This is a genomic window from Caulobacter sp. ErkDOM-E (genome assembly GCF_048541895.1).
In the GTDB taxonomy this organism is placed as follows: Bacteria; Pseudomonadota; Alphaproteobacteria; order Caulobacterales; family Caulobacteraceae; genus Caulobacter.
Window position 1 is genome coordinate 2,373,625 of sequence record NZ_CP183331.1, and the last position, 21,279, is coordinate 2,394,903.

The following is a 21,279-nucleotide window of genomic DNA, read 5'->3' on the forward strand; positions in this document are numbered from 1 at the left end:
CTCTCCCTGCCCTTTCCGATGATCAGACGATCAGGGTCAGCGGCTCTTCGATCAGCGGCTTGAAGGCCGCCAGGAACTTGGCGCCGATCGCGCCGTCGACGACGCGGTGATCGCAGGTCAGGGTCACGGTCATCACGGTGGCCACGGCCAGCTGGCCGTTCTTGACCACAGCGCGCTGCTCGCCGGCCCCCACGCTCATGATCGCGCCCTGCGGCTCGTTGATGATCGAGGCGAAGGCCTTTATGCCGAACATGCCCAGGTTGGAGACCGAGAAGGTGCCGCCCTGGAATTCCTCGGGCTTCAGCTTCTTGGCCTTGGCGCGGGCCGCCAGGTCCTTCACCTCGGCCGAGATCTGGGCCAGGCCCTTGGTCTCGGCGGCGCGGACGATCGGGGTGATCAGGCCGCCGTCGATGGCCACGGCCACGGCGATATCGGCGTGCTTGTGCATGGCGATGCCTTCGGGCGTGTACGAGGCGTTGGCCTCCGGCACGCGCTTGAGGGCCACGGCCACGGCCTTGATGATGATGTCATTGACCGACACCTTCACGCCCTGATCCGCCAGCAGGCTGTTGATCTTGGCGCGCGCCGCCAGCAGGCCGTCGATCTCGAGATCGATGGTGAGCGGGAAGTGCGGCACGTCGCGGAAGCTGTCGGTCAGGCGGCGCGCGATGGTCTTGCGCATGCCGTCCAGCGGAACCAGGTCGTAGGAGCCGGCGGGGATGCCCATCTGCTCCAGCGACAGCACCTGGCGCGGCGCGGCGGCGGCGACCGGAGCCGACGCGGCAGGCGCGGCCCTGGCCGGCGCGGCGCCGCCCTTGCCGGCGGCCTCGACATCGGCCTTGACCACCCGGCCATGCGGGCCACTGCCCTTGACGGTCTTCAGATCCAGACCGGCGGCGGCGGCCAGGCGTCGGGCCAGCGGCGAGGCCAGCACGCGCGCGCCATCCGCGACCGGCGCGGCCGATTGTGCGGTTTGTGCGGTTTGTGCAGTTTGTGCGGTCGCAACCGGCGCATTATCAGGTTTGGCGCTGTCTGGTTTATCGGGCGCTTTTGCGGGCGGCGGAGCGGCGCTTTCGCCCTCCCCGGTCAGCTTGGCGATCAGGGCGTTGACCTTGACGTTTTCGGTCCCGGCGTCGACCAGGATGGCCTCGACCACGCCTTCGTCGACGGCCTCGACTTCCATCGTCGCCTTGTCGGTTTCGATCTCGGCGATCACGTCGCCGGCCTTGACGGTGTCACCCACCTTCACGTGCCACTTGGCGAGGGTTCCCTCCTCCATGGTGGGCGACAGGGCGGGCATCAGGATGTCGATCGACATTGAGCTTCTTCCTCAAGCGTTCGGGACGTTGTCGGCCGGGCCGTCGTCCGCGCGATCTCGCGCCGGGGCGAGGTGTTGTTCTTGGCCGGAATCGAAACGGCTCACATCCAACAGGTATGCAGCGATTGCCGCCATCCCGCCAGACGTGAGCCGGGTCTTCATCAGCGGTAGCAGACCTTCTTGGCGGCCGAGACGATCTTCTCGACCGAAGGCAGCGAGAGGGCTTCCAGATTGGCCGCATAGGGCAGCGGCACGTCTTCCTGGTGCACGCGCAGGGGCGGCGCATCCAGGTAGTCGAAGCCGTGCTCGGTGATGCGGGCGACGATCTCGGCGCCGACGCCCATCGGACCCCAGCCTTCCTCGGCCGTGACCAGACGGTTGGTCTTTTTCACACTCTGCAGGATCGTCTCGTGATCCATCGGACGGATGGTCCGCAGATCGACGACCTCGGCCGAGATGCCTTCCTTGGCCAGTTCGTCAGCGGCCTTCAGGCAGAAGCCGACCATGCGGCTGTAGGCCACCAGGGTGACGTCCGTGCCTTCGCGGCGGACCTTGGCCTTGCCGATCGGCACGACGTGGTCCTCGACATCGGGGATGTCGAATTCGATGCCGTACATCATCTCGTGTTCGAGGAAGACGATCGGGTTCGGGTCGCGGATGGCGGCCTTCAGCAGGCCCTTGGCGTCAGCCGCGTCATAGGGCGCGATGACCTTCAGACCGGGAACGTTGCCGTACCAGGCCGCGTAGTCCTGGCTGTGCTGGGCGCCGACGCGGCTGGCTGCGCCGTTGGGGCCGCGGAACACGATCGACGACTTGATCTGGCCGCCCGACATGTAGAGCGTCTTGGCGGCCGAGTTGATGATGTGGTCGATCGCCTGCATGGCGAAGTTCCAGGTCATGAACTCCACGATCGGCTTCAGGCCGGCCATCGCCGCGCCGACGCCCATGCCGGCAAAGCCGTGCTCGGTGATCGGGGTGTCGATGACGCGCTTGGCGCCGAACTCCTGCAGCAGGTCGCGGCTGACCTTGTAGGCGCCCTGGTACTGGGCGACTTCCTCACCCATCAGGAACACGCGGTCGTCGCGGCGCATCTCTTCGGCCATGGCGTCGCGCAGGGCGTCACGCACGGTGATCTTCTTCATCGGCGTGCCGGCCGGGATCTCCGGATCGGCAAAGGTTGAGGCGCCGGCGTTGACGACAGGAGTCGCCGCGACAGGCGCGGCGGCGGCCGGAGCAGCCTGGGCTGCGGGAGCCGGAGCCGGAGCCGCCGAGGTCGCCTCGCCTTCGCCCTTCAGACGCGCGATCAGCGTGTTGACCTTGACGTTTTCTGTGCCGCCGGGAACCAGAATGGCCTCAACGACGCCTTCATCGACGGCTTCGACTTCCATCGTCGCCTTGTCGGTTTCGATCTCGGCGATCACGTCGCCGGCCTTGACGGTGTCGCCTTCCTTGACCAGCCATTTGGCCAGCGTGCCCTCTTCCATCGTGGGTGAGAGGGCGGGCATCAGGATGTCCACGCTCACTGGGCGGCCTCCAGGTATACGTCGGTGTACAGCTCGGACGGATCCGGCTCAGGGCTGGTGCGGGCAAACTCCGCAGCTTCGGCGACGATGCGCTTCACCTCGGCGTCGATGCCCTTCAGATCGTCCTCGGTGACGCCGACCTTGGCCAGGCGCTCCTTGATGTGATCGATCGGATCGCGCGTGTGCTTGACCTCGTCGACCTCTTCCTTGGTGCGGTACTTGGCCGGATCCGACATCGAGTGACCACGATAGCGGTAGGTCTTCATCTCAAGGATGTACGGGCCCTGGCCGCTTCGCGCATGCTCGGTGGCGCGAGCGCCGGCCTCGCGCACGGCGACGATGTCCATGCCGTCGACTTCCTCGCCCGGAATCCGGAACGAGACGCCGCGCTTGTGGAAGGCGGTCTCCGACGCCGAACGTTCGACGCTGGTGCCCATGGCGTACTGGTTGTTCTCGATCACGTACACGACCGGCAGCTTCCACAGCTGGGCCATGTTGAAGCTCTCATAGACCTGGCCCTGGTTGGCCGCGCCGTCGCCGAAATAGGCGTACGAGACGTTGCCATTGCCCTTGTAGTGATTGGCTAGCGCCAGGCCCGTGCCCAGCGCGACCTGGGCCCCGACGATGCCGTGGCCGCCGTAGAAGCCGGTCTCGATGTCGAACATGTGCATCGAACCGCCCTTGCCGCGCGACGAACCGCCTGCGCGACCGGTCAGCTCGGCCATGACTTCCCTGGGATCCATGCCGGCGGCCAGCATGTGGCCGTGGTCACGGTAGCCCGTAATGATCTGGTCGCCCTTCTGCTGGATCGACTGCATGCCGACCGCGATGGCTTCCTGACCGATGTAGAGATGGCAGAACCCGCCAATCAGGCCCATGCCGTACAGCTGGCCCGCGCGCTCCTCGAAGCGGCGGATAAGCAGCATGTCCTGATAGAACTTCAGAAGCTCGTCCTTACCGACGAAAGCGTTGACACCGGTGTCACCCGCTTTACCCTCGGAAGCTTCACCCTTGCGCGTTCGCGCCATTCAACTCTCCTTGGCCAATCTTCATCGCGGCCTTCATCCCAGAGCACGTCCCGCCGAAGTCGTCGTCGGTTCCGCGAAGGAAGTGTTCCACATGTCACGCCCAGATCGCTCCCGGATCGGATGAGCCGGAGAACCATCGCCAGTCCGCGCCGTCGGCCGTGTTCCGAAAGCGCTAGCGCTTGGTACGGATCACGTAGTCCCTCGGGTCGGCATATCCCAGGAGAGAACGTGCGCGTTCTTCCAGAAGATCGGCCGACAGACTGCCGCTGCGTAATAGACGAGCCCGAGCCTCCAGGTCCATCCTTTCAGCGTGGATCTTCTTGAGCTCCTTCGTCTTGGCCGCAAGATCTGCATTGCGTTGAGACGTCGACAATAGCCCGCGTTCGCCGGTCAGGGCGTGAAACACGAAGTAGAAGATCAGGAAAAGGATCGCCGCGGTCGGCAGGATCGGTTGCAGTCGGGCGAACATCTGAGAATCCCGGGAGGGGATCCTCAGGGTCTCAGATCGTGCTTAACGCCTTCTGAATAAGGGCTGACGAAGTGCGTCTGCGATCCGAGAGCCGCCGCCGCCCGATGCTTTCATTTGAGATCGTTTCACCGGCATCTAGATACCGCATCGCAGCGCTCATTTCGCACTCGCGAACACAGGAATTCCACCGCCGGAACCCTTCCGGGAGGGGCTTATAGAAAAAATGAGAGCGTCTGATCCGGCGTCTATCCAGCCGACGGCGCGCTGACCGCGCGCGCGCGCGAGAATCGCCATCCTTGCCCGGCAGGCTGATCACGGCCCTGAACTCGACCATCTTCAGAACACTCTGAGAGAGAGGACACGGCTGGATAGCCTATGGTCGCGCGCTATCTCGGTCCGGGCCATGTGACAGGCGCCGGAGGGCGGCTCGGCGGGCGATCCCGCCTTTCGCGCCATCAGGGGCTGTGTCGTCAAGAAAAAGGCGCGGCTCCTGTCCGAAGCCGCGCCCTCCTGAAATTCACGCTTTAGGGGCGATCAACGACCCTTGAGAGCCGATCGACCCGCATAGACGGCCTGATCGTCCAGCATCTGCTCGATGCGCAGCAGTTGATTGTACTTGGCCAGCCGGTCCGAGCGGGCCAGCGAACCGGTCTTGATCTGCCCGCAGTTCAGCGCGACCGCGAGATCGGCGATGGTCGAGTCCTCGGTCTCGCCCGAGCGGTGGCTCATCACGCTGGTGTAGCCAGCACGGTGAGCCAGATCGACGGCGTCGATGGTTTCCGACAGCGTGCCGATCTGATTGACCTTCACCAGGATCGAATTGGCCAGGCCCTTGTCCAGGCCCATCTGCAGGCGCTTGGGGTTGGTCACGAACAGGTCGTCGCCGACCAGCTGAACCTTCTTGCCCAAGGCTTCGGTCAGCAGCTTCCAGCCCTCGAAATCGTCTTCGGACATGCCGTCCTCGATCGACAGGATCGGGAACTTGGCGGCCAGGCCAGCCAGGTAGTCGACCATTCCGGCGGGATCCAGGCTCTTGCCCTCGCCTTCCAGCTCGTACTTGCCGTTCTTGAAGAACTCGGTGGCGGCGACGTCGAGGCCCAGGACGAAATCATCACCGGCCTTGTAGCCTGCGGCCTCACCGGCCTTGACGATAAACGCCAGGGCGTCTTCAGCCGAACCGAGGTTGGGCGCGAAGCCGCCTTCGTCGCCCACGTTGGTGTTGTGGCCGGCGTCCTTCAAAGCCTTCTTCAGGCCATGGAAGATCTCGGCGCCCATGCGCAGGGCTTCGCTGAAGCTGGCCGCGCCGGTCGGCAGGATCATGAATTCCTGGATGTCGATCGGATTATCGGCGTGGGCGCCGCCGTTGATGATGTTCATCATCGGCAGCGGCAGCACGCGCGAATTGACGCCGCCGACGTACTTGTAAAGCGGCAAACCTGCGGACTCGGCGGCGGCCTTGGCGGCCGCCAGCGAAACACCCAGGATCGCATTGGCGCCCAGGCGCGCCTTGTTCGGGGTGCCGTCCAGATCGATCAGGAGATTGTCGAGCCGGCGCTGGTCTTCGGCATCGACGCCGGAAAGGGCGTCGAAGATCTCGCCGTTCACGGCGTCAACGGCTTGCAAAACGCCCTTGCCCAGATAGCGGCTCTTGTCGCCATCGCGCTTCTCGACCGCTTCGTGAGCACCGGTGGAGGCGCCCGAGGGCACGGCGGCGCGGCCAAAGGCGCCGTCTTCCAGGATCACGTCGACCTCAACCGTCGGGTTGCCCCGGCTATCGAGAATTTCGCGGGCGATGATGTCGACGATCTCGGTCATGGCAGCTCCTCAAGGCGAAAGGCGCGGGAGCCTTAGCCGCGACCGCGCTGCGGCGCAACTTGACTTCCCTCGGGATGACGACTGATCGTTGGTCACAAGAGGAGTACGCCATGCTGACCGTCGAGAAGAGCGGCCCGATCGCCATTGTCACCCTGAACCGACCAGAGGCCATGAACGCCCTGTCCAAGGCCCTGCGGGCCATGCTGCATACCGTCATGTTCGAGCTGGACGCCGACCCGGCGATCAGTGTGGTCGTGCTGACTGGCGCCGGCGAGAAGGCCTTCACCGCCGGACTGGATCTCAAGGAGTTGGGCAGCGACCCAAGGGCGATGAGTGCGGCCAATGACCAGGGCGCGGAAACCAATCCGGTGAAAGCGATCGAGTTGTGTCGCAAGCCGGTCATCGGCGCGATCAATGGGGTCGCCATCACCGGCGGCTTCGAACTGGCGCTGGCCTGCGATGTGCTGATCGCATCCGAGAACGCCCGTTTCGCCGACACCCACGCCCGGGTCGGGATCATGCCTGGCTGGGGGCTGTCGCAAAAACTGTCGCGCCTGATCGGGATCTATCGCGCCAAGGAGCTTTCACTGACCGGCAACTTTATCGATGCCACGACCGCAGCAGAATGGGGCCTGGTCAATCGTGTGGTTCCGGCCGCCGAGTTGATGCCGACCGCGCTCAAGCTTGCAGCCGACATGGCGTCGATCCCGGTGGAGACCCTGTCATTCTACAAGAGCCTGATCGACGACGGGTTTGACCGCTCCTTCCGCAAGGGCCTCGAAATCGAGCATGAGCGTTCCAGCGCCCACAATCGCAAGGTCACGCCTGCGGCGGTAGAGGCCAGGCGCGCCCAGATCCAGGCCCGGGGACGCAGCCAGTAGGATCAGGCGCTGAGGATGCGGGGCGGCGTCACGCCGCCGATGCGGAACAACACCCGCCCCGCGCCGAAATCGAGCTCGACCCGTGAAAACAGTCGCAGGATATCGACGCCCAGCAGCAAGGCCGGCCGATCATTGAGTCTCCAGACATCGAAGATGTGGAGGTCGGCGAAGGCGATCGGCACATTGGTCAGGCGTAGATCGCCCAGCGTCAGGGATGGCGCGATGCGGTACTCGCCGACGGAGATCTCACCGGACGCCGTCAACAACCGGGCTGGCCTCACATCGTCATGACGGCGCCGGCGGGTGGCAATGGCGCGGGACAAGGCCATGTTGCCGATGCTGACCCCACCGCCAGAGTCGATAAAGGCCAGGGCCTTGGCCCCAGCCACCCTGCAGTCGGCGACAGTCAGGCGGCCAAAGCGATCATCCGCCATAACCGAGACCTCGCGGGGCAACCGGACGAAATCGAGGGACGAGCGGCTGCGGCGAATCTCCAGCTTCCGCTTGCGGAAGTCCATGATCACGTTGCGACCTTCCAGGATATCGACGCCCAGCAGGCCGTCGGCGCCGACGCGTTCATGCGGAAGGATGGGAAGATTGACGCTGGAGAGCCGCGTATCGCCGACAACAAGTTCGCCAACCTGGGCGGTATGCGTGATCTGCGAGCCGCCAACCCCGTGAACCAGCACATTGGGACCCGGGGCCAGGCCTAGTCGATCGGCCAGCGGCGCGGAGAGAACACTGCGATCCGCACCGCTATCGACGACAAAGTCGAACGGTCCCTGGCCATTGACCGTAACCGGGACGGTCAGGCGATCGTCAAGGTCGAGAGAGGCGTCGAGGACCAGGACGGGTTCAGGCGGCGGCGTGAGCACCAGCGCAGGCTGCTCAGCCAGAGCGCCTTGAGGCAACAACGACAGCCCCAGTCCCGCCGTTAAAAATCGGCGTGTGAGCATGGGCGGACCTCCCTTGGTCCACTCAGGATAACACCGTTTTTTATACAGCCATGACAAAAAACGCCGCCGGGGCGAACCCTGGCGGCGTCTTCGAATTCACAGCCGTGAAGGAAAGACCTTAGTCTTCCTTGGGGGTGAGGATTTGCTTGCCGTTGTACAGACCCGTCTTCAGGTCGACGTGGTGCGGGCGACGCAGTTCGCCCGAGTCCTTGTCTTCCACGAAGGAGTTTGCGCCCAGGGCGTGGTGCGACCGGCGCATGTTCCGGCGAGAAGGCGAAGTTTTTCTTTTGGGAACGGCCATCGAAGTGACTCTGCGCGCTGAGCGTGAAAATTAGAGACGGCGACTCAGGATAACCCAAGCCGCCGTGTGAGGGCGCGCTTATGCCTGAATCTCTTCAGACATGCAACACGCCTGTTCAGACCAGTCTGCCCTGCTCCTTGGCGGCCGCGATGAAGCTCGCAAACAGCGGGTGCGGGGCGAACGGACGGCTCTTCAGTTCCGGGTGGAACTGAACGCCGATAAACCACGGATGGTCCTCGCGTTCGACGATTTCGGGCAGCACGCCGTCAGGCGAACGACCGGTCAGCTTCAGGCCGGACTCCTCCATCCGGTGGCTGTAGCCGATATTGACCTCGTAGCGGTGCCTGTGGCGCTCGCTGATGGCCGTGTCGCCGTAGATCTGGGCCACCTTGCTTCCGGGCGTCAGAACCGCGTCGAAGGCTCCCAGGCGCATGGTGCCGCCCAGGTCGTCGCCAGAGCGTCGCTGAACGGTCTCGTTGCCCTTGATCCACTCGGTCATGATCCCGACGACCGGACGGTCGGTGGGGCCAAATTCACTGGACGAGGCGTCCTTGATGCCGGCCACGTTCCGCAGGGTCTCGATGACCGCCATCTGCATGCCAAAACAGATGCCGAAATACGGCACCTTGCGTTCGCGGGCGAACTGGGCGGCGCGGATTTTGCCCTCCGCCCCCCGCTCGCCAAAGCCGCCGGGCACCATGATGGCGTGGGCGTTCTCCAGGCGAGCCGCAGCCGCGCCGGGATCGCCCTCGAAGGTCTCGCTCTCGACCCAGTCGAGATTGACCTTCACCCTGTTGGCCAGGCCGCCATGATGCAGCGCTTCGATCAGCGACTTATAGGCGTCTTTCAGGACGGTATATTTGCCGACCACGGCGATGGTCACTTCGCCATCGGGGTGGTTGACCGTCTCCTCGATCGCTTCCCAGCGGCTCAGGTCCGGCTTGGGCGCGTCTTGCAGGCCGAAGACGTCCAGCACCTCCGCATCGAGCCCCTCGTGGTGATAGTCGATCGGCACAGAATAGATCGACGAGCTATCCATGGCCTGGATCACGGCGCTGGGCCGCACGTTGCAGAACTGAGCGATCTTGCGCTTTTCCTCGACCGGGATCTCCTGCTCGCAGCGGCACAGCAGGATGTCGGGCTGGATGCCGATCGAGCGCAGCTCCTTGACGGAGTGCTGGGTCGGCTTGGTCTTCATCTCACCGGCCGTCTTGATGAACGGCAGCAAGGTCAGGTGGACATAGCAGCTCTGGCCGCGCGGCAGGTCCTGGCGCAGCTGGCGGATCGCCTCGAAGAACGGCAGGCCCTCGATGTCGCCGACCGTGCCGCCGATCTCGACCAGCACGAAGTCGACCGGCTTCTCGCCCGTCTCGTCCATGGCCGGCGACAGCACGAACTGCTTGATCTCGTTGGTGACGTGCGGAATCACCTGGACGGTCGCGCCCAGATAGTCGCCGCGCCGCTCCTTCTCGATGATCGTCTTGTAGATCTGGCCGGTGGTGATGTTGTCGGCCTTGGTCGCCGAAACGCCGGTGAAGCGCTCGTAATGGCCAAGGTCGAGGTCCGTCTCGGCGCCGTCGTCGGTCACGAAGACCTCGCCGTGCTGATACGGGCTCATCGTGCCGGGATCGACGTTGAGATAAGGGTCGAGCTTACGAAGGCGGACCTTGTAGCCACGAGCCTGGAGGAGCGCTCCGAGCGCTGCGGAGGCGAGGCCTTTTCCAAGCGAGGAAACCACGCCGCCGGTGATGAAGATGTACCGGGTCATGGGCGCTCAGATTACTCGCGATTCGGCGATCGCGTCGAAAAGACCGACGTTCATCAACAGCTTTCGCTGCAAACGCTTACTGGGCCGGGGTTTGGGCCGGGGCCGGCACCGGCGCGGAGGGCTGCGCGGGGGCCGGTTGCGAGGTCAGCGGCTGGTTGATGCTGGGGGTCGGGGCCTGGATGGCGCCCGGCTGGGCGGTCCCGGGGGCCTGGCCGACGGGAGCCGGCGGCGTGATCGGCGCGTTCAGCGTCTTGGTGTCCAGGCTGTCGATGTTCAGGCGATCCACGGCCGAGGCGCCGCCCATGCGGCCGGTCAGGATGGTCAGGACCAGGCTGATCACCAGGAAAATGGAGAACAGGATCCAGGTGATCCTAGTCAGCAGGTCGCCCGCGCCGCGCGCCGTCATGAAGCCGGTGTTGCCGCCTCCCATGCCCAGGGCGCCCCCCTCCGAACGCTGCAGCAGAACCACGCCGATCAGGCCGAGGCAGACGACGATGTTGATGGCGAGCAGGATGCCGATGAGCATGAGTAAACTGATCTCGATCCGGGCGACGGGACGTTCCGCCGTGAAAAACGAAGCGGCCCCTCTACCACTAGCGGCGCGCTCACGCCATAGCTGGGAAGGACGCCCGTCAACTCAAGACCTCAGCGCGAAGCCAAAACCCCAAATGATCCTTGAAACCGAGCGACTGACCCTGGCGCCGCTGACACCGTCGGATGCGCCGCACGTCTATCCGTTCCTCAGCGATCCCGAGGTCATGGCCCACTGGGATCAGGCGCCCATCGATGACCCTGAAGAGGTCGAGGCCTGCGTTATCGCCCAGGTCGCCGAAATGGACGAGGGCAAGGCCCACTACTGGGCGATCCGCCAGTCGAAAACCGAGGACTTCCTCGGCTATTGCGAACTGATTGACATTGATAAACGACATCATCGCGCAGAGCTGCGGTTCATGGTCGCCCGCGAGGGCTGGGGCCAAGGCTATGGCCTGGAGGCCGTTAGCGCACTGCTGGCCCACGCCGCTTCGATCGGCCTCAAGCGCCTGATCGCCCGAACCCATGTGGGAGACACCCGCGCCGAGCGCCTTCTGGAGCGGCTGGGCTTCGACCCCGAAGGCTATCTCAAGGGCCATATCCATCGCGACGGCGAGCGGCGTGACTGCAGGCTGTTTGGATTGCTGCTCTAGGTGACAAGCACGCAGCGTCGGCGCCAAGGTCCAGACCGAAACCTCGAGAACAGATTTCTACTGCGCGCGCTTTAGCGTAAATCGAGATTTTAAGCGGTTCGGGCCCTGGCGATTGCTGAACGAACGCTCGAAAGTTTCGAAATCCTGCTCGAGCCTCCACTGCGCCGTCGCCTTGACGCTTTGGGCCAGGAACGCGTCACAAACCTCTCCGGTCTCTGCGCAGGCCTGAACGCGAACACCCTCCGAGATCCAGAGGCTGGCGCCGGGCAGGAACGCGTACTCCAGGCTGTCGCGGGCTATGCCCTTGAGATCAGTATAGCGCAGGCCATGCTCAGTGGCGGCCCGCAGGTACTCGTGCGTCATGTCGATGCGCGAGACGCCTTCGTCGTCGGTCGACAACACCACAGGCACCCCAGCCTTGCGATAGAGGGCGATGGGATGATCCGAGCCCTTTACGCCCAGGATGACGTCGTTGCTGGTCAGGTTGATCTCTACCGCCACGCGATCGCGGGCCATGCGCGCCAGGAGCCCCTCAGCGTCGTCCTCGTAGGCAATATCCACACCATGGCCAATCCGCTTGGCGCCGGCGACCTCGACGGCTTCGCGGATGTGGAAGGTGAGGTCGCGGGGCGGGACCAGACCCAGGGTCAGTTCGCCGGCGTGCAGGGACAGCGGCGCCTTGGGATAGCGGGCGGCCAGGAACCTGAACATCCGCATATGCAGCGAATAGTCGGCCAGCGAGATCGGGTCGTCCTCGGGATTGACGATGTTGACCCCGACGAAGCGAGGGTCGGCTTCGACAAGGGCGAAAGCCGCCAACATCTGGGCAAAGACAAAGCCCGGCGGCTGAGCCCGCTCGACGAAAGGCTGAAAGCCAAGCATCACACCGCACGGCCCCACCTTGGCGGCAACGCCCGGTGCGCAGCCCTGGCGCCGGTCGGCATCGGCGAGAGCGGCGTCCATCTCACGCCCAACCTCTGCGACCATGGGCGCAAGTCCGGGCGCCAGTCGCGCGAAAGCGCCCTCGAAATCGCCGTTCCAATCAGCCTGTCCCGCAACGGCGAAGGCCCGCATGGCGTTTGGATTGGCAGAGCTCTCGACATAGCTGACACGATCACCGGCGGCATAGTCGCGGGTCACTGCGATCATCGGCCCCATATTGCGCACGGCCGACGCAGCGAACCTGCCAAAGGTCGAAAAGAACTGATCATGTCCGGAAGCCGCCGCCCCATCAGCGCCGGGCGCATGGTTTCGCATCGACAGGGCGTCTATCGCCCGGTTGTAGAGGGCCGGATCGCGCCGCCCCAGATCTTTGGCCGAAGTCCTTCCCGGACCGTCGCAGGGCCCCGTCACGATCTCCGGTTTCGCGCCGGTGGTGAGGCACTGGCCATCAGCGGCGGCCCAGGCCAGGAAGTCCTCGGCATAGGGCGCGCCCCACAAATGATTGTGCAGGTCGCCGCCCTTGGGCATGTTTTTCAGGAACAGGCGCAGCTGCGCGCGATCGTGGACGACGGCGTCGAATCGCGCGGCCGCCTTGCCTTCGATTGACGACGCGGGCGCGGCCCAAGTGGCCGTCGCGGCCAAAAGCCCATTGACCAACACCACACTCAACAGGGCCCCAAAACGCGCCTTGTTCGCCCTCATCGTCCACGCTCCTAAGTTTCACATCCTTCCCACTGTGATTTGCCCCGACTGGCAAACGCACAATTATGCCGGGGACGCCAAACGGCGCGACGGCGACCAATGAGCGAGCAGGCTCGCCATCGCTTGCCTGCCGAATTCGGTTGGAGGCAGCGACAATGGGACGTCTCAGGGCTGCGGCTGTCCTTGATCAGAGCCAGCTCAAAGCGAGATGCGTTTTGCCGGCGCCTCACCGGCGGCGATCCTCGCCGCGATGTCATCCAAGACCGGGCCCAGATCGGCTACGCTCTCGACCACATAGTGCGCTCCAGATCTTTCGAGCGCCTGAGCAGCGGCGGCGATGCGCCTATCGCGCTCACCCTGCGAAAGCGCGGCAAGCGCCTCTCGGGAAAGACCCACTCCATTGCCGGACGCCGATAGGCCCACCACCCAGGCTCCCGCAGCGAGTCCTTCGTCAATGCCCACTGTGGCGTCATCGATCTTGACACACGCACCGGCTGGCCAGGCGCCCAGTTCGACCAGAGCCTTCCACATCATCAAAGGCGAGGGGCGCCCTTCCCTCGTCTCGCCAGCGCAAACGACGACGTCGGGCGAATAGCCCTGCTCGGCGGCCAATGGCAGAATATCGGCCATCATGGCTCGGGTGTAGCCAGTGCACGAACCGATCCTGACGCCATCTGATCTTAGCCGCGCGCTCAACTCGGCTGCGCCTGGAATGAGTAGCGCCGCGTCACGGGCCGCCGCTCGCATCATCGGCTCCACCGCGTCATGCAGGCGCGAAACATCGTCCTCGGTCGCGGGAACGCCGTGCGCCTCCCGCCAGCACCCGGCGATTCGCGGCATGGCGAGAAGGGCGCGAATATGATCGCGCTTTGCCTTGCCCATATCGATCCGGGCCTCGGCGTCAGTGATCTTCACGGCGTTGTCGCCAAATACCTGGATCAGCGCCACAACCGGCGCCCGACACCCAAAGTCGATCACGGTGCCAGCCCAGTCGAAGACAACCGCCTTGATAGCGTTCAGCGTCATGTCAGGTTTCCAGCTTCAAGGTCGTAGAGGTCGGCGATGACATCCTGAGCCAGGGCAAACGCCGTGGAGGCCCCGGTTCCGCTCGTGACCGCCACCAGACGGACGCCGCTCATCGGCGCCTCCACCAGACTGTGGCCGCGCGCAGACGCATAGGTCCCCGTCCAACGCTCGACGACCGGCGGCGCGACCTGACCAAACACTGCAGCAAACTCATCGAGGATCAGTCGGTCGACGTGCTCGTGGCTGAAGGGGTCTGGTGTCGCCGCATAGTGGTGGCTGTCGCCGACCACCAGCGAGCCATCGGCGCTTTGAACCACGATCAGATGCACGCCGTTCGCCAAGTGCTCGGGTTGCTCCGCCTGAAGTCGCTCCAGCAGCGCCCCAGCCTGGGGCAGAGCCGAATAGCCCAGATAGCGCACCAGGCTGAGGTCGGACATCACCGGCGACGGCAACCGCCACCCCGGATCGGCCAGTCGAAGCATCTGCAGTTTGCAGCGTGTGACCGCAGCCCCGGCGAAAGCGCCCGGAAACAGCGTGCTGAGATCGTCGCCCGGACAGACCACGATAGTGTCGGCGAGGATGTCGCCGGCTCCCGTTTCCAGTCGTCCCGTCTCGACGCCGTACACTGCCACCCCGCGCAGAACGGTCACGCCGTGAGCCGTCTCAAGCCAATGGGCCAGGCGCGGAATAGCCTCGCGGGACTCGATGCGAAGATCCCCTGTGCTGGTCAAGGCTCCCTGCCCTTTCGCAGTGGCTGGGAGTCGGCCGTCAAACCGACCGGCATCGAGCCAGTCGCAGCCTTCGGCCATCTCGGTCTCAAGGAAGGCCTGCAGGACCGCCTTGGCCTCAGGGCGTCGAGCGAGAACGGTCAGACCGCGCTGAACAATCGGGATACCGGCGGCGGCGGCCACCTCGTCCCAAACGGCGCTGGACCGCCGCGCGCGCGACCAGACTTCGCCCCGCGCCTGGCCCGTGACCGTCACAAAGCCGAAATTGCGCACAGACGCGCCGTTCGCTTGGGCGTCGCGGTCGACGATGACCACGCGCTTGCCCAGCCGGACGGCCGCCAAGGCGTGAGCCAGTCCCACAATGCCCGCACCGACTACGGCCAGATCGAATTTTTCCTGCCGCATGGTTACCTTTTCCCTCCAAGGGGACGCCCCGGATCACAAGCGAACGACTCAGCCAGATTAGGGGCTGCCGACGCGATTTTCGCTGCCCGGAACAGGCGCAGCGCCAGCCGCGCCTCGCCAGAAACATCGCTAAAACAATGACAGCGCCAGAATCTGCCCGTCGTTTGGTATAGACCAATTACGCTGCTATTTCGACGAATTTTTCGTGAAGCTCCCGCTATGGCCCTGCGGGCTCGCTGATGGTCTGATCCGGTTGCTTGACCACATGCGCCTTGGTTCTCATCCTCCTATCCAACAGGATTCGAGTGTCGGCCCGACCAGGTCATGCAGCAGCGGGAGACGCTTCATTTTCTCGCAGGCGCGGCGATACGGGAGGTAAAGCTGGGCCCTCCACGCTCAGCCCTCGCGCCCACGAGCCAAGACGCCTTAAGAAAAATGTCGACATAGCCCAACTCCAAAGGCGGACGTCACCGAACCGCCACGAAATTGGTATAGACCAAACTCTATATCTGGGGATTTTCCATGACGATTTCGCCACGCTGGCTTGAGCGAGCGCACCCGTTCGCCTTCACGCTCTTCGCCGGTTTGGCCGGTTTCTGCGCCTACTTCTCAATGTACGCCTTCCGGAAGCCGTTTGCAGCCGCGACGTTCGGGGCCGTCGACGGATGGGCGTTCGTTCTAGACTACAAGATAGCCTTGGTGCTGGCCCAGGTCGCCGGATATGCGATCTCAAAGATGATCGGGATAAAGGTCATTTCCGAGATCTCCCCAGCGCGGCGGGGACAGGCGATCCTGGCGTTGATCGGTCTGTCCTGGCTGGCCTTGGTCCTGTTCGCGGTCACGCCTGCGCCGTGGAACGTCGGAGCCCTGTTTCTGAACGGCCTGCCGCTCGGCATGATCTGGGGCCTGGTGTTTGGCTACATGGAGGGCCGGCGGACATCGGAGGTGCTGGGCGCGATCCTGTGCGCCAGCTTTATCCTGTCCTCTGGCGTTGTGAAGTCGGTCGGCAAGTGGCTGATGGTCGAGCACCACCTCACGCCCTTCTGGATGCCCGCCGCCACCGGCGTGCTCTTCATGCCGCTTCTGGCGGTATCGGTCTGGGCCCTGACCCAGCTCCCCCCGCCCAGCGCCGACGATGAGGCCGCGCGCGTACGACGGCAGCCGATGGACAAGGTTCAGCGCAGGGCCTTCATGGCCGCCTATGGCCCCGGCGTGGTGTTGCTGGTTCTGGCCTATGTTTTGCTGACCGCGTTCCGCGATTTCCGCGACAACTTCGCCGCCGAGATCTGGAGCGCCATGGGCTTTGGCGAGGCCTCGAGCGTCTTCACCGCCAGTGAATTGCCCGTCGCGGTCATCGCCCTGGTGGTCATGGCCGCCGTGATCGTGGTTCGCGACAATCTCCGGGCGTTGCTGGTCATGCACGCGGTGATCCTGGCCGGCTTCGTGCTGCTGGGCGGGTCCACCCTGGCTTTCCAGGCCCAACTGCTGTCGCCGCTGACCTGGATGATCCTGACGGGCGCAGGCCTGTACATGGCCTACACGCCTTTCAACGCGATGCTGTTCGATCGGATGATCGCCTTCAGCGGCCAGGTCGGCACTGCCGGCTTCCTGATCTATCTGGCCGACGCGTCGGGCTATCTAGGAAGCGTCGCCCTGCTGGTCTGGCGCAATTTCGCGATGGTCGATCTGGACTGGCTGCGGTTCTTCACCGCCAGCGCCTATGCCACCAGTATCGTCGGCATCGTCTGCACTGCCGCTGCAGCGGTGTTCTTCAAGGTCACGGCCGCCGGCTCTCGCGATCAACAGGCATGATCATAGAGGGCGTCGTCCGGGGTCAACTGACGGTCGCCTGACCAGCAGCATGGCCGGAACACCGACAGCTTCTTTGCCGGAGCCTGTCGCGGCGATTGCGCTGACGCTGGCGTCGGACTGAAGACCTCTGTGATGGAGCGCTACGAAAGCGCTTCACCGCGCTTGGGTATCGTTCCGCAGGCGCGGCTCACCGGACGGTGATGAAGACAGGGTTGGCGTAGAACCACAGGTCGGACCACGGGTCTTCTCCCAGCGGATCCGGCTGCGGCTCGACCTCAGAACCGTTCGTGCCCCTCACGCGAACATAGCTGGATCGCCGAACGTCCTTCAGCACATAGGTCATGGACAGAACCTCACGCTCCCGCGCCCAGGCGCCGGGCGAGAAGCTGCGGATGACCCGGGTGGTCGGGTTAGAATCCCGGCTACGATCCGCCGTCGGTCCCTGGACGTCGCCCTGGATGAGGTCGATCCGCGAGACATCAGGCGAATGGCCGCCGAAATTCTTGCCCGCCGGGTCGCGTACGCGGATGATGACCGTCACGTCGCTGCCAGGATCAACCTCCAGCCGTCCGCCGATCTCGGCCCGTCGAGCGCCATCGGCCGTCGTGGCGGTCACCTCCACCTCGGAGACCAGGTCCCCCAGGGTCACGAAAACCCGGCCATGGCGCAGACCGTCCAGGACGTCGTCATAGGTGTGCTCGGCCTTGACGTAGGTCTTGGAATATTCGCCGGGCCAGAAGTCACTGCCGCCGTCCGTATAGTGTCGGTGGGAGTCCGAGGTGGAGGTGATCCACCAGCGACGCCCCTCGCCCAGCATGGAGTCCCAAAAACCGCCCAGCCGCGCCGTCATCTGGTCGAAGCCGCCCATGGTTGGCGCTCGCGAATAGCCACCCCGATCACCCTTGGGATCGATGGCGCCATCCGGCTTCAGGCTGGTGGCCTGGTGGCCGGGCGCGCCTTCCATGCCCACGGCGACCTCGGGCGCTGTATCGTTCCAGGCGCGCAGTTCAGACGGTGACACCAGACCATAGCGGCCGACCCCGGTGGCGGAGCGGGACGGATGGTTGGCGATGACGACGGGCGGCTGAGGCAGCGCCTGCATGTGGCGCAGGGCGTCCAGCATGAACGCCTCCTCGTCGCGGGCGGGATCCGCCGGCCAGGGTTCACGCCGATTGTACCGGCTCTCTATCCCGAACAGCACGTCGCGTTCCGAAGCGGACCGGGGAAGGATCAGGCTGGAATGCTCGGCTGCAGGGGTGTCGAGTTCCATGCCCCAGAACTGCAGCAGTTCAGGGGTCATGTTCCGGGCGCGGAGCAGTTCGGGATAGGCTTCGTCCCGGTTCAGCTTTGAATGGTTGGGCCCGCCATGGTCGGTCGCGACCATCCAGGACAGGCCGTGCCTGACGGCCATGCTGGCGTTGGTCGTGATGGGATTGCTGGCGTCACCGGCCTTGATCAGCTCTGGCGGTTGGGAAGGATCGGACGCCGGCTTGACCCCAACGCTGAACCAGCTGTGGACGTGGTGGTCGCCAGCCAGCCACTGTCGTTTCTGAGGATCCACGGGTCGGTGGGATTGCGCCTTGGGCGCGACCGGTCGAACGGCGTGGCCAGGATGGGCATGCAACGGAGATTGCGGCGTCGCGATCAGGCCAAGAAGGAAAGGTACGACCTTCAAGGCCCGGGCGCGCGGACCACCATGAACAGGCAGAACAGGTTTTTGCATGGGCTCGCCTTAGCGATGAATTGCAACACTTCCATCGCAGGCGCCAGAACGGGCGGCGAGTGCATTCCACGCGTCGGAAGCGGACCGCGTGGAACCGCAGGCGGCTAGATCACCACGCGCATGCCGTCGAACGCAGGCTCTACGCCGACGGGTAGCTTCGACGACAACTGATTGAAGTCCAGATCGATATGAAGGTTCGTCAGGATCGCGCGGCGCGGCTTGGCGCGGGCAATCCATTCAAGGGTCCGATCGACATGGGCGTGGGTCGGATGCGGCGTCCAGCGCAGGGCGTCAACGATCCACACATCCAGGTTCGTCAATGCGGGCCAACTCTCCTCGGGAATGGCCACCACATCGGGCGTATAGGCCACGCCGCCGAACCGGAAGCCGACAGATCGGATATTGCCGTGATCCAGGTCAAAGCTCCGGACCGGAATCTCACCGCTCGGCCCGTCCAGGCTCCAGGCTACGCCGTGTGACGGTAAGGGTCTGGGCTCGCATATGGCCGGATATCCGCCCTGCGTTTCAAACACATACTCGAAGCGACGGGTCAGCCCGGCATGCGTGGCTTCATCCATATAGGTCGGGATCTTCCGACGTTGATTGAGGAAGAATGGCCTCAGATCGTCGATCCCGTGCGCCTGGTCGGCATGGTCGTGGGTAAAGAGTGCCGCGTCCATGCGCCGAGCGCCGGCCGCTACGGCCTGGAGACGAAAATCAGGCGACGTATCGACGACGACGGTCGTCTCGGACAGCGGGCCGCCTTCCCCCTTCCGACGGACAAGCAGCGAGCAGCGCGTGCGCAGATTGCGCGGATCGGCCGGATCGCAATCGCCCCAATCACCGTCGGCTCGCGGTACGCCGCCCGAGGAGCCTGAACCCAAAATCGTGAATTCCAGCTGGCCCGTCATGGCCGCGGTATCGTGTCGAACAGGGCGAAGAAGGCGTCCTCCGTGCGCGCTTCAGTCTCGGCGCGCGTCCAGCCGCGAATATCGCCAAGTTTGTCAACGATATGGGGAAGATAGGCCGGCTCGTTGCGACGGCCGCGCATCGGCACGGGCGCGAGATAGGGGCAGTCGGTCTCAACGATGATCCGATCAGCGGGCATGTCGCGAATGATCGCCCTGACCTCCTCGGCCGCCTTGAACGTGGCGATGCCGGAAACGGAGAACCACGCGCCCAAGGCCGCCGCGCGGGCGGCCAGTTCGGGACCGCTGGTATAGCAGTGCATCAGCAGCTTGAACGCGCCCCGCGCATGCTCCTCTTCGAGGATCTGCGCCATGGTTTCGTCGGCTTCGCGGGTGTGCACGACCAGCGGCAGGCCCGTCTGGCGGGCGGCGGCGGCGTGGGTGCGAAACACCTGGGCCTGCACATCGCGGGGTGAGAAGTCGTAGTGGAAATCCAGGCCGCATTCACCGATGCCGATGACGCGCGGCCGGCTGGCCAGCAAGACCAGGGCCTCGACCGAGAGGTCAGGATTTTCCTTGGCTTCATGCGGATGGGTGCCGACCGTGCACCAGATGTCGGGCTCGGCCATGGCGATGGCGTGGACCGCTTCGAATGACGAAACCTTGTCGCAGATGGTGACCATCAGGCCGATCCCGGCTTCGCGGGCGCGGGCGATCACCGCGTCGCGGTCTTCGTCATACTGGTGGGCGTGGAGATTGACGTGGCTGTCGATGAGCATGCGGCTCACATCGCCGTCCTGGCCGCTGCGCGCAAGTCCGAGATGGCGCTCCAGAAAACATCGGCGCGATCCAGGTTGATGGCCTCGGCTTCCCCGGGCCAGCGCGACAGGCGCTCCCAGACAGCCGCCCAACGATCCAGAGCAGGCGAAGACCCGGTCGTCGCCAGGCGGGTGGTCATGGCGTGAACCTGATCGGCCAGGCGTTCGAACAGCAGTTCGAAGCGCGCGGCGCCCTCGCCGCCGCGAAAGGTGTCGGCCATGGCCAGCAGGGCGCCTTCATCAATGGCGGGCAGGCCCCGCAGAATCTCGCTGGCGGCGTCGTCCATGGCCAGAGCGCCGCAGGATGCCAGTTGCAGCGCCCTGCCCGGCGCACCATGCGCCATGCGGGCCAGGCGTTCGGCGTCGCGATGCGCCAGCCCAGCCCGTTGCTCGACCATGCTCGTCGCCGCCTCCACGCCCGGGGCGGGCACGACAAGTCGGCGACAGCGCGAACGGATGGTCGGCAAAAGCTTTCCGGGGGCGTGACTGACCAAGAGGATGACACCGCGCGCAGGCGGCTCTTCCAGCGTCTTGAGCACCGCATTGGCGGCGTTGACGTTCAGATCGTCGGCGGCATCGATGATCGCCACCCGATAGGGCGAGATCGCCGGCGAGTTGGCGAAGAACTCGGGCAAGCGCCGCGCCTCGTCGACCGGGATGGACTTGCGCGCCTTGCCGTCGTCGGTGGCGCGCTCCAGCACCATAAGATCGGGATGTGAGCGGGCGGCGACCTGTCGGCTGACCACATCAGAGGGGGCCGCGCCGAGCAGGCCATGGGAAGGGTCGGGCTGCGCGCCCAACAGGCGGCGGGCCATGCGATAGGCCAGGGTCGCCTTTCCTACCCCCTCGGGGCCCACCAGCAGCCAGGCGTGATGCAGGCGGCCGCGCCCCAGAGCGTCAAGGAAAGACGCTTCGGCCGCCCCGAGACCGTCCAGCCCATAGACATCGCGTGGGTGCGGCGGCGCATCCATT

19 protein-coding genes are annotated in these 21,279 nt (G+C 64.8%); 3 read left to right on the forward strand and 16 right to left on the reverse strand.

The annotated features are described in order from the left end of the window. Positions 1-22: 22 nt before the first annotated feature. From ACN2C7_RS11585 to eno, 5 genes are all read right to left on the reverse strand, one after another. Positions 23-1,318 carry a pyruvate dehydrogenase complex dihydrolipoamide acetyltransferase gene (locus tag ACN2C7_RS11585; protein WP_419317141.1) on the reverse strand — a complete coding sequence of 432 codons (1,296 nt, stop codon included), beginning with the start codon at positions 1,316-1,318 and terminating at the stop codon, positions 23-25. A 161-nt stretch (positions 1,319-1,479) separates the two neighbouring features. Next, positions 1,480-2,823 (reverse strand): pyruvate dehydrogenase complex E1 component subunit beta, encoded by a 1,344-nt coding sequence (locus ACN2C7_RS11590; protein WP_419321456.1) that lies wholly within the window; start codon positions 2,821-2,823, stop codon positions 1,480-1,482. Positions 2,824-2,837: 14 nt separating this feature from the next. Then, the gene (gene pdhA, locus ACN2C7_RS11595; RefSeq protein WP_419255282.1) at positions 2,838-3,869 is read right to left on the reverse strand and encodes a pyruvate dehydrogenase (acetyl-transferring) E1 component subunit alpha; all 1,032 of its coding nucleotides are present in this window, start codon (positions 3,867-3,869) and stop codon (positions 2,838-2,840) included. A 172-nt stretch (positions 3,870-4,041) separates the two neighbouring features. Further along, the gene (locus ACN2C7_RS11600; protein ID WP_419255281.1) at positions 4,042-4,338 is read right to left on the reverse strand and encodes an FtsB family cell division protein; all 297 of its coding nucleotides are present in this window, start codon (positions 4,336-4,338) and stop codon (positions 4,042-4,044) included. Positions 4,339-4,872: 534 nt separating this feature from the next. Beyond that, positions 4,873-6,153 (reverse strand): phosphopyruvate hydratase, encoded by a 1,281-nt coding sequence (eno, locus tag ACN2C7_RS11605; RefSeq protein WP_419255280.1) that lies wholly within the window; start codon positions 6,151-6,153, stop codon positions 4,873-4,875. 110 nt (positions 6,154-6,263) lie between these two features. Here eno and ACN2C7_RS11610 point away from each other — a divergent pair, with 110 nt between their 5' ends. Then, complete coding sequence (locus tag ACN2C7_RS11610) at positions 6,264-7,034, forward strand: enoyl-CoA hydratase (RefSeq protein WP_419317143.1); 771 nt, start codon at positions 6,264-6,266, stop codon at positions 7,032-7,034. Positions 7,035-7,036: 2 nt separating this feature from the next. On the opposite strand, the gene ACN2C7_RS11615 is transcribed toward ACN2C7_RS11610, so the two are convergent. From ACN2C7_RS11615 to secG, 4 genes are all read right to left on the reverse strand, one after another. After that, the gene (locus ACN2C7_RS11615) at positions 7,037-7,990 is read right to left on the reverse strand and encodes a retroviral-like aspartic protease family protein (protein WP_419317145.1); all 954 of its coding nucleotides are present in this window, start codon (positions 7,988-7,990) and stop codon (positions 7,037-7,039) included. 118 nt (positions 7,991-8,108) lie between these two features. Continuing rightward, positions 8,109-8,291, reverse strand: coding sequence for a 50S ribosomal protein L32 (gene rpmF, locus ACN2C7_RS11620; protein ID WP_007671126.1), 183 nt, complete (start codon positions 8,289-8,291; stop codon positions 8,109-8,111). 115 nt (positions 8,292-8,406) lie between these two features. Further along, positions 8,407-10,059 carry a CTP synthase gene (locus ACN2C7_RS11625; protein WP_419317147.1) on the reverse strand — a complete coding sequence of 551 codons (1,653 nt, stop codon included), beginning with the start codon at positions 10,057-10,059 and terminating at the stop codon, positions 8,407-8,409. 76 nt (positions 10,060-10,135) lie between these two features. Further along, the gene (secG, locus tag ACN2C7_RS11630) at positions 10,136-10,585 is read right to left on the reverse strand and encodes a preprotein translocase subunit SecG (protein WP_419317149.1); all 450 of its coding nucleotides are present in this window, start codon (positions 10,583-10,585) and stop codon (positions 10,136-10,138) included. A gap of 142 nt (positions 10,586-10,727) precedes the next feature. On the opposite strand from secG, the gene ACN2C7_RS11635 reads away from it, so the two are divergent. Next, positions 10,728-11,243 carry a GNAT family N-acetyltransferase gene (locus ACN2C7_RS11635; protein WP_419317151.1) on the forward strand — a complete coding sequence of 172 codons (516 nt, stop codon included), beginning with the start codon at positions 10,728-10,730 and terminating at the stop codon, positions 11,241-11,243. 57 nt (positions 11,244-11,300) lie between these two features. Here the strand turns inward: ACN2C7_RS11635 and ACN2C7_RS11640 are convergent, their stop codons facing one another. From ACN2C7_RS11640 to ACN2C7_RS11650, 3 genes are all read right to left on the reverse strand, one after another. Beyond that, positions 11,301-12,887 carry an adenosine deaminase family protein gene (locus ACN2C7_RS11640; RefSeq protein ID WP_419317153.1) on the reverse strand — a complete coding sequence of 529 codons (1,587 nt, stop codon included), beginning with the start codon at positions 12,885-12,887 and terminating at the stop codon, positions 11,301-11,303. Between the two features lie 198 nt (positions 12,888-13,085). Then, positions 13,086-13,913, reverse strand: coding sequence for a phosphonoacetaldehyde hydrolase (phnX, locus tag ACN2C7_RS11645; RefSeq protein WP_419317155.1), 828 nt, complete (start codon positions 13,911-13,913; stop codon positions 13,086-13,088). Then, entirely contained in the window at positions 13,910-15,046 is a 1,137-nt protein-coding gene (locus ACN2C7_RS11650; protein WP_419317156.1) for a TIGR03364 family FAD-dependent oxidoreductase, read from the reverse strand. Before ACN2C7_RS11650 ends, phnX begins: the two co-directional genes overlap by 4 nt. Before the next feature lie 522 nt (positions 15,047-15,568). Here ACN2C7_RS11650 and ACN2C7_RS11655 point away from each other — a divergent pair. Beyond that, entirely contained in the window at positions 15,569-16,858 is a 1,290-nt protein-coding gene (locus tag ACN2C7_RS11655) for a DUF5690 family protein (RefSeq protein ID WP_419317157.1), read from the forward strand. A gap of 187 nt (positions 16,859-17,045) precedes the next feature. Here the strand turns inward: ACN2C7_RS11655 and ACN2C7_RS11660 are convergent, their stop codons facing one another. The 4 genes from ACN2C7_RS11660 to ACN2C7_RS11675 form a co-directional block, all read right to left on the reverse strand. Further along, the gene (locus ACN2C7_RS11660; protein ID WP_419321457.1) at positions 17,046-18,533 is read right to left on the reverse strand and encodes a phosphoesterase; all 1,488 of its coding nucleotides are present in this window, start codon (positions 18,531-18,533) and stop codon (positions 17,046-17,048) included. A 152-nt stretch (positions 18,534-18,685) separates the two neighbouring features. After that, a complete protein-coding gene (locus ACN2C7_RS11665) occupies positions 18,686-19,492 on the reverse strand; it encodes an MBL fold metallo-hydrolase (protein WP_419317158.1) in 807 nt (268 codons plus the stop codon). Next, entirely contained in the window at positions 19,489-20,277 is a 789-nt protein-coding gene (locus ACN2C7_RS11670; RefSeq protein ID WP_419317159.1) for a TatD family hydrolase, read from the reverse strand. Before ACN2C7_RS11670 ends, ACN2C7_RS11665 begins: the two co-directional genes overlap by 4 nt. Next, positions 20,274-21,278, reverse strand: coding sequence for a DNA polymerase III subunit delta' (locus ACN2C7_RS11675; RefSeq protein WP_419317160.1), 1,005 nt, complete (start codon positions 21,276-21,278; stop codon positions 20,274-20,276). The genes ACN2C7_RS11670 and ACN2C7_RS11675 overlap by 4 nt, the downstream gene beginning before the upstream one ends. Between the last annotated feature and the right edge of the window lies 1 nt (position 21,279).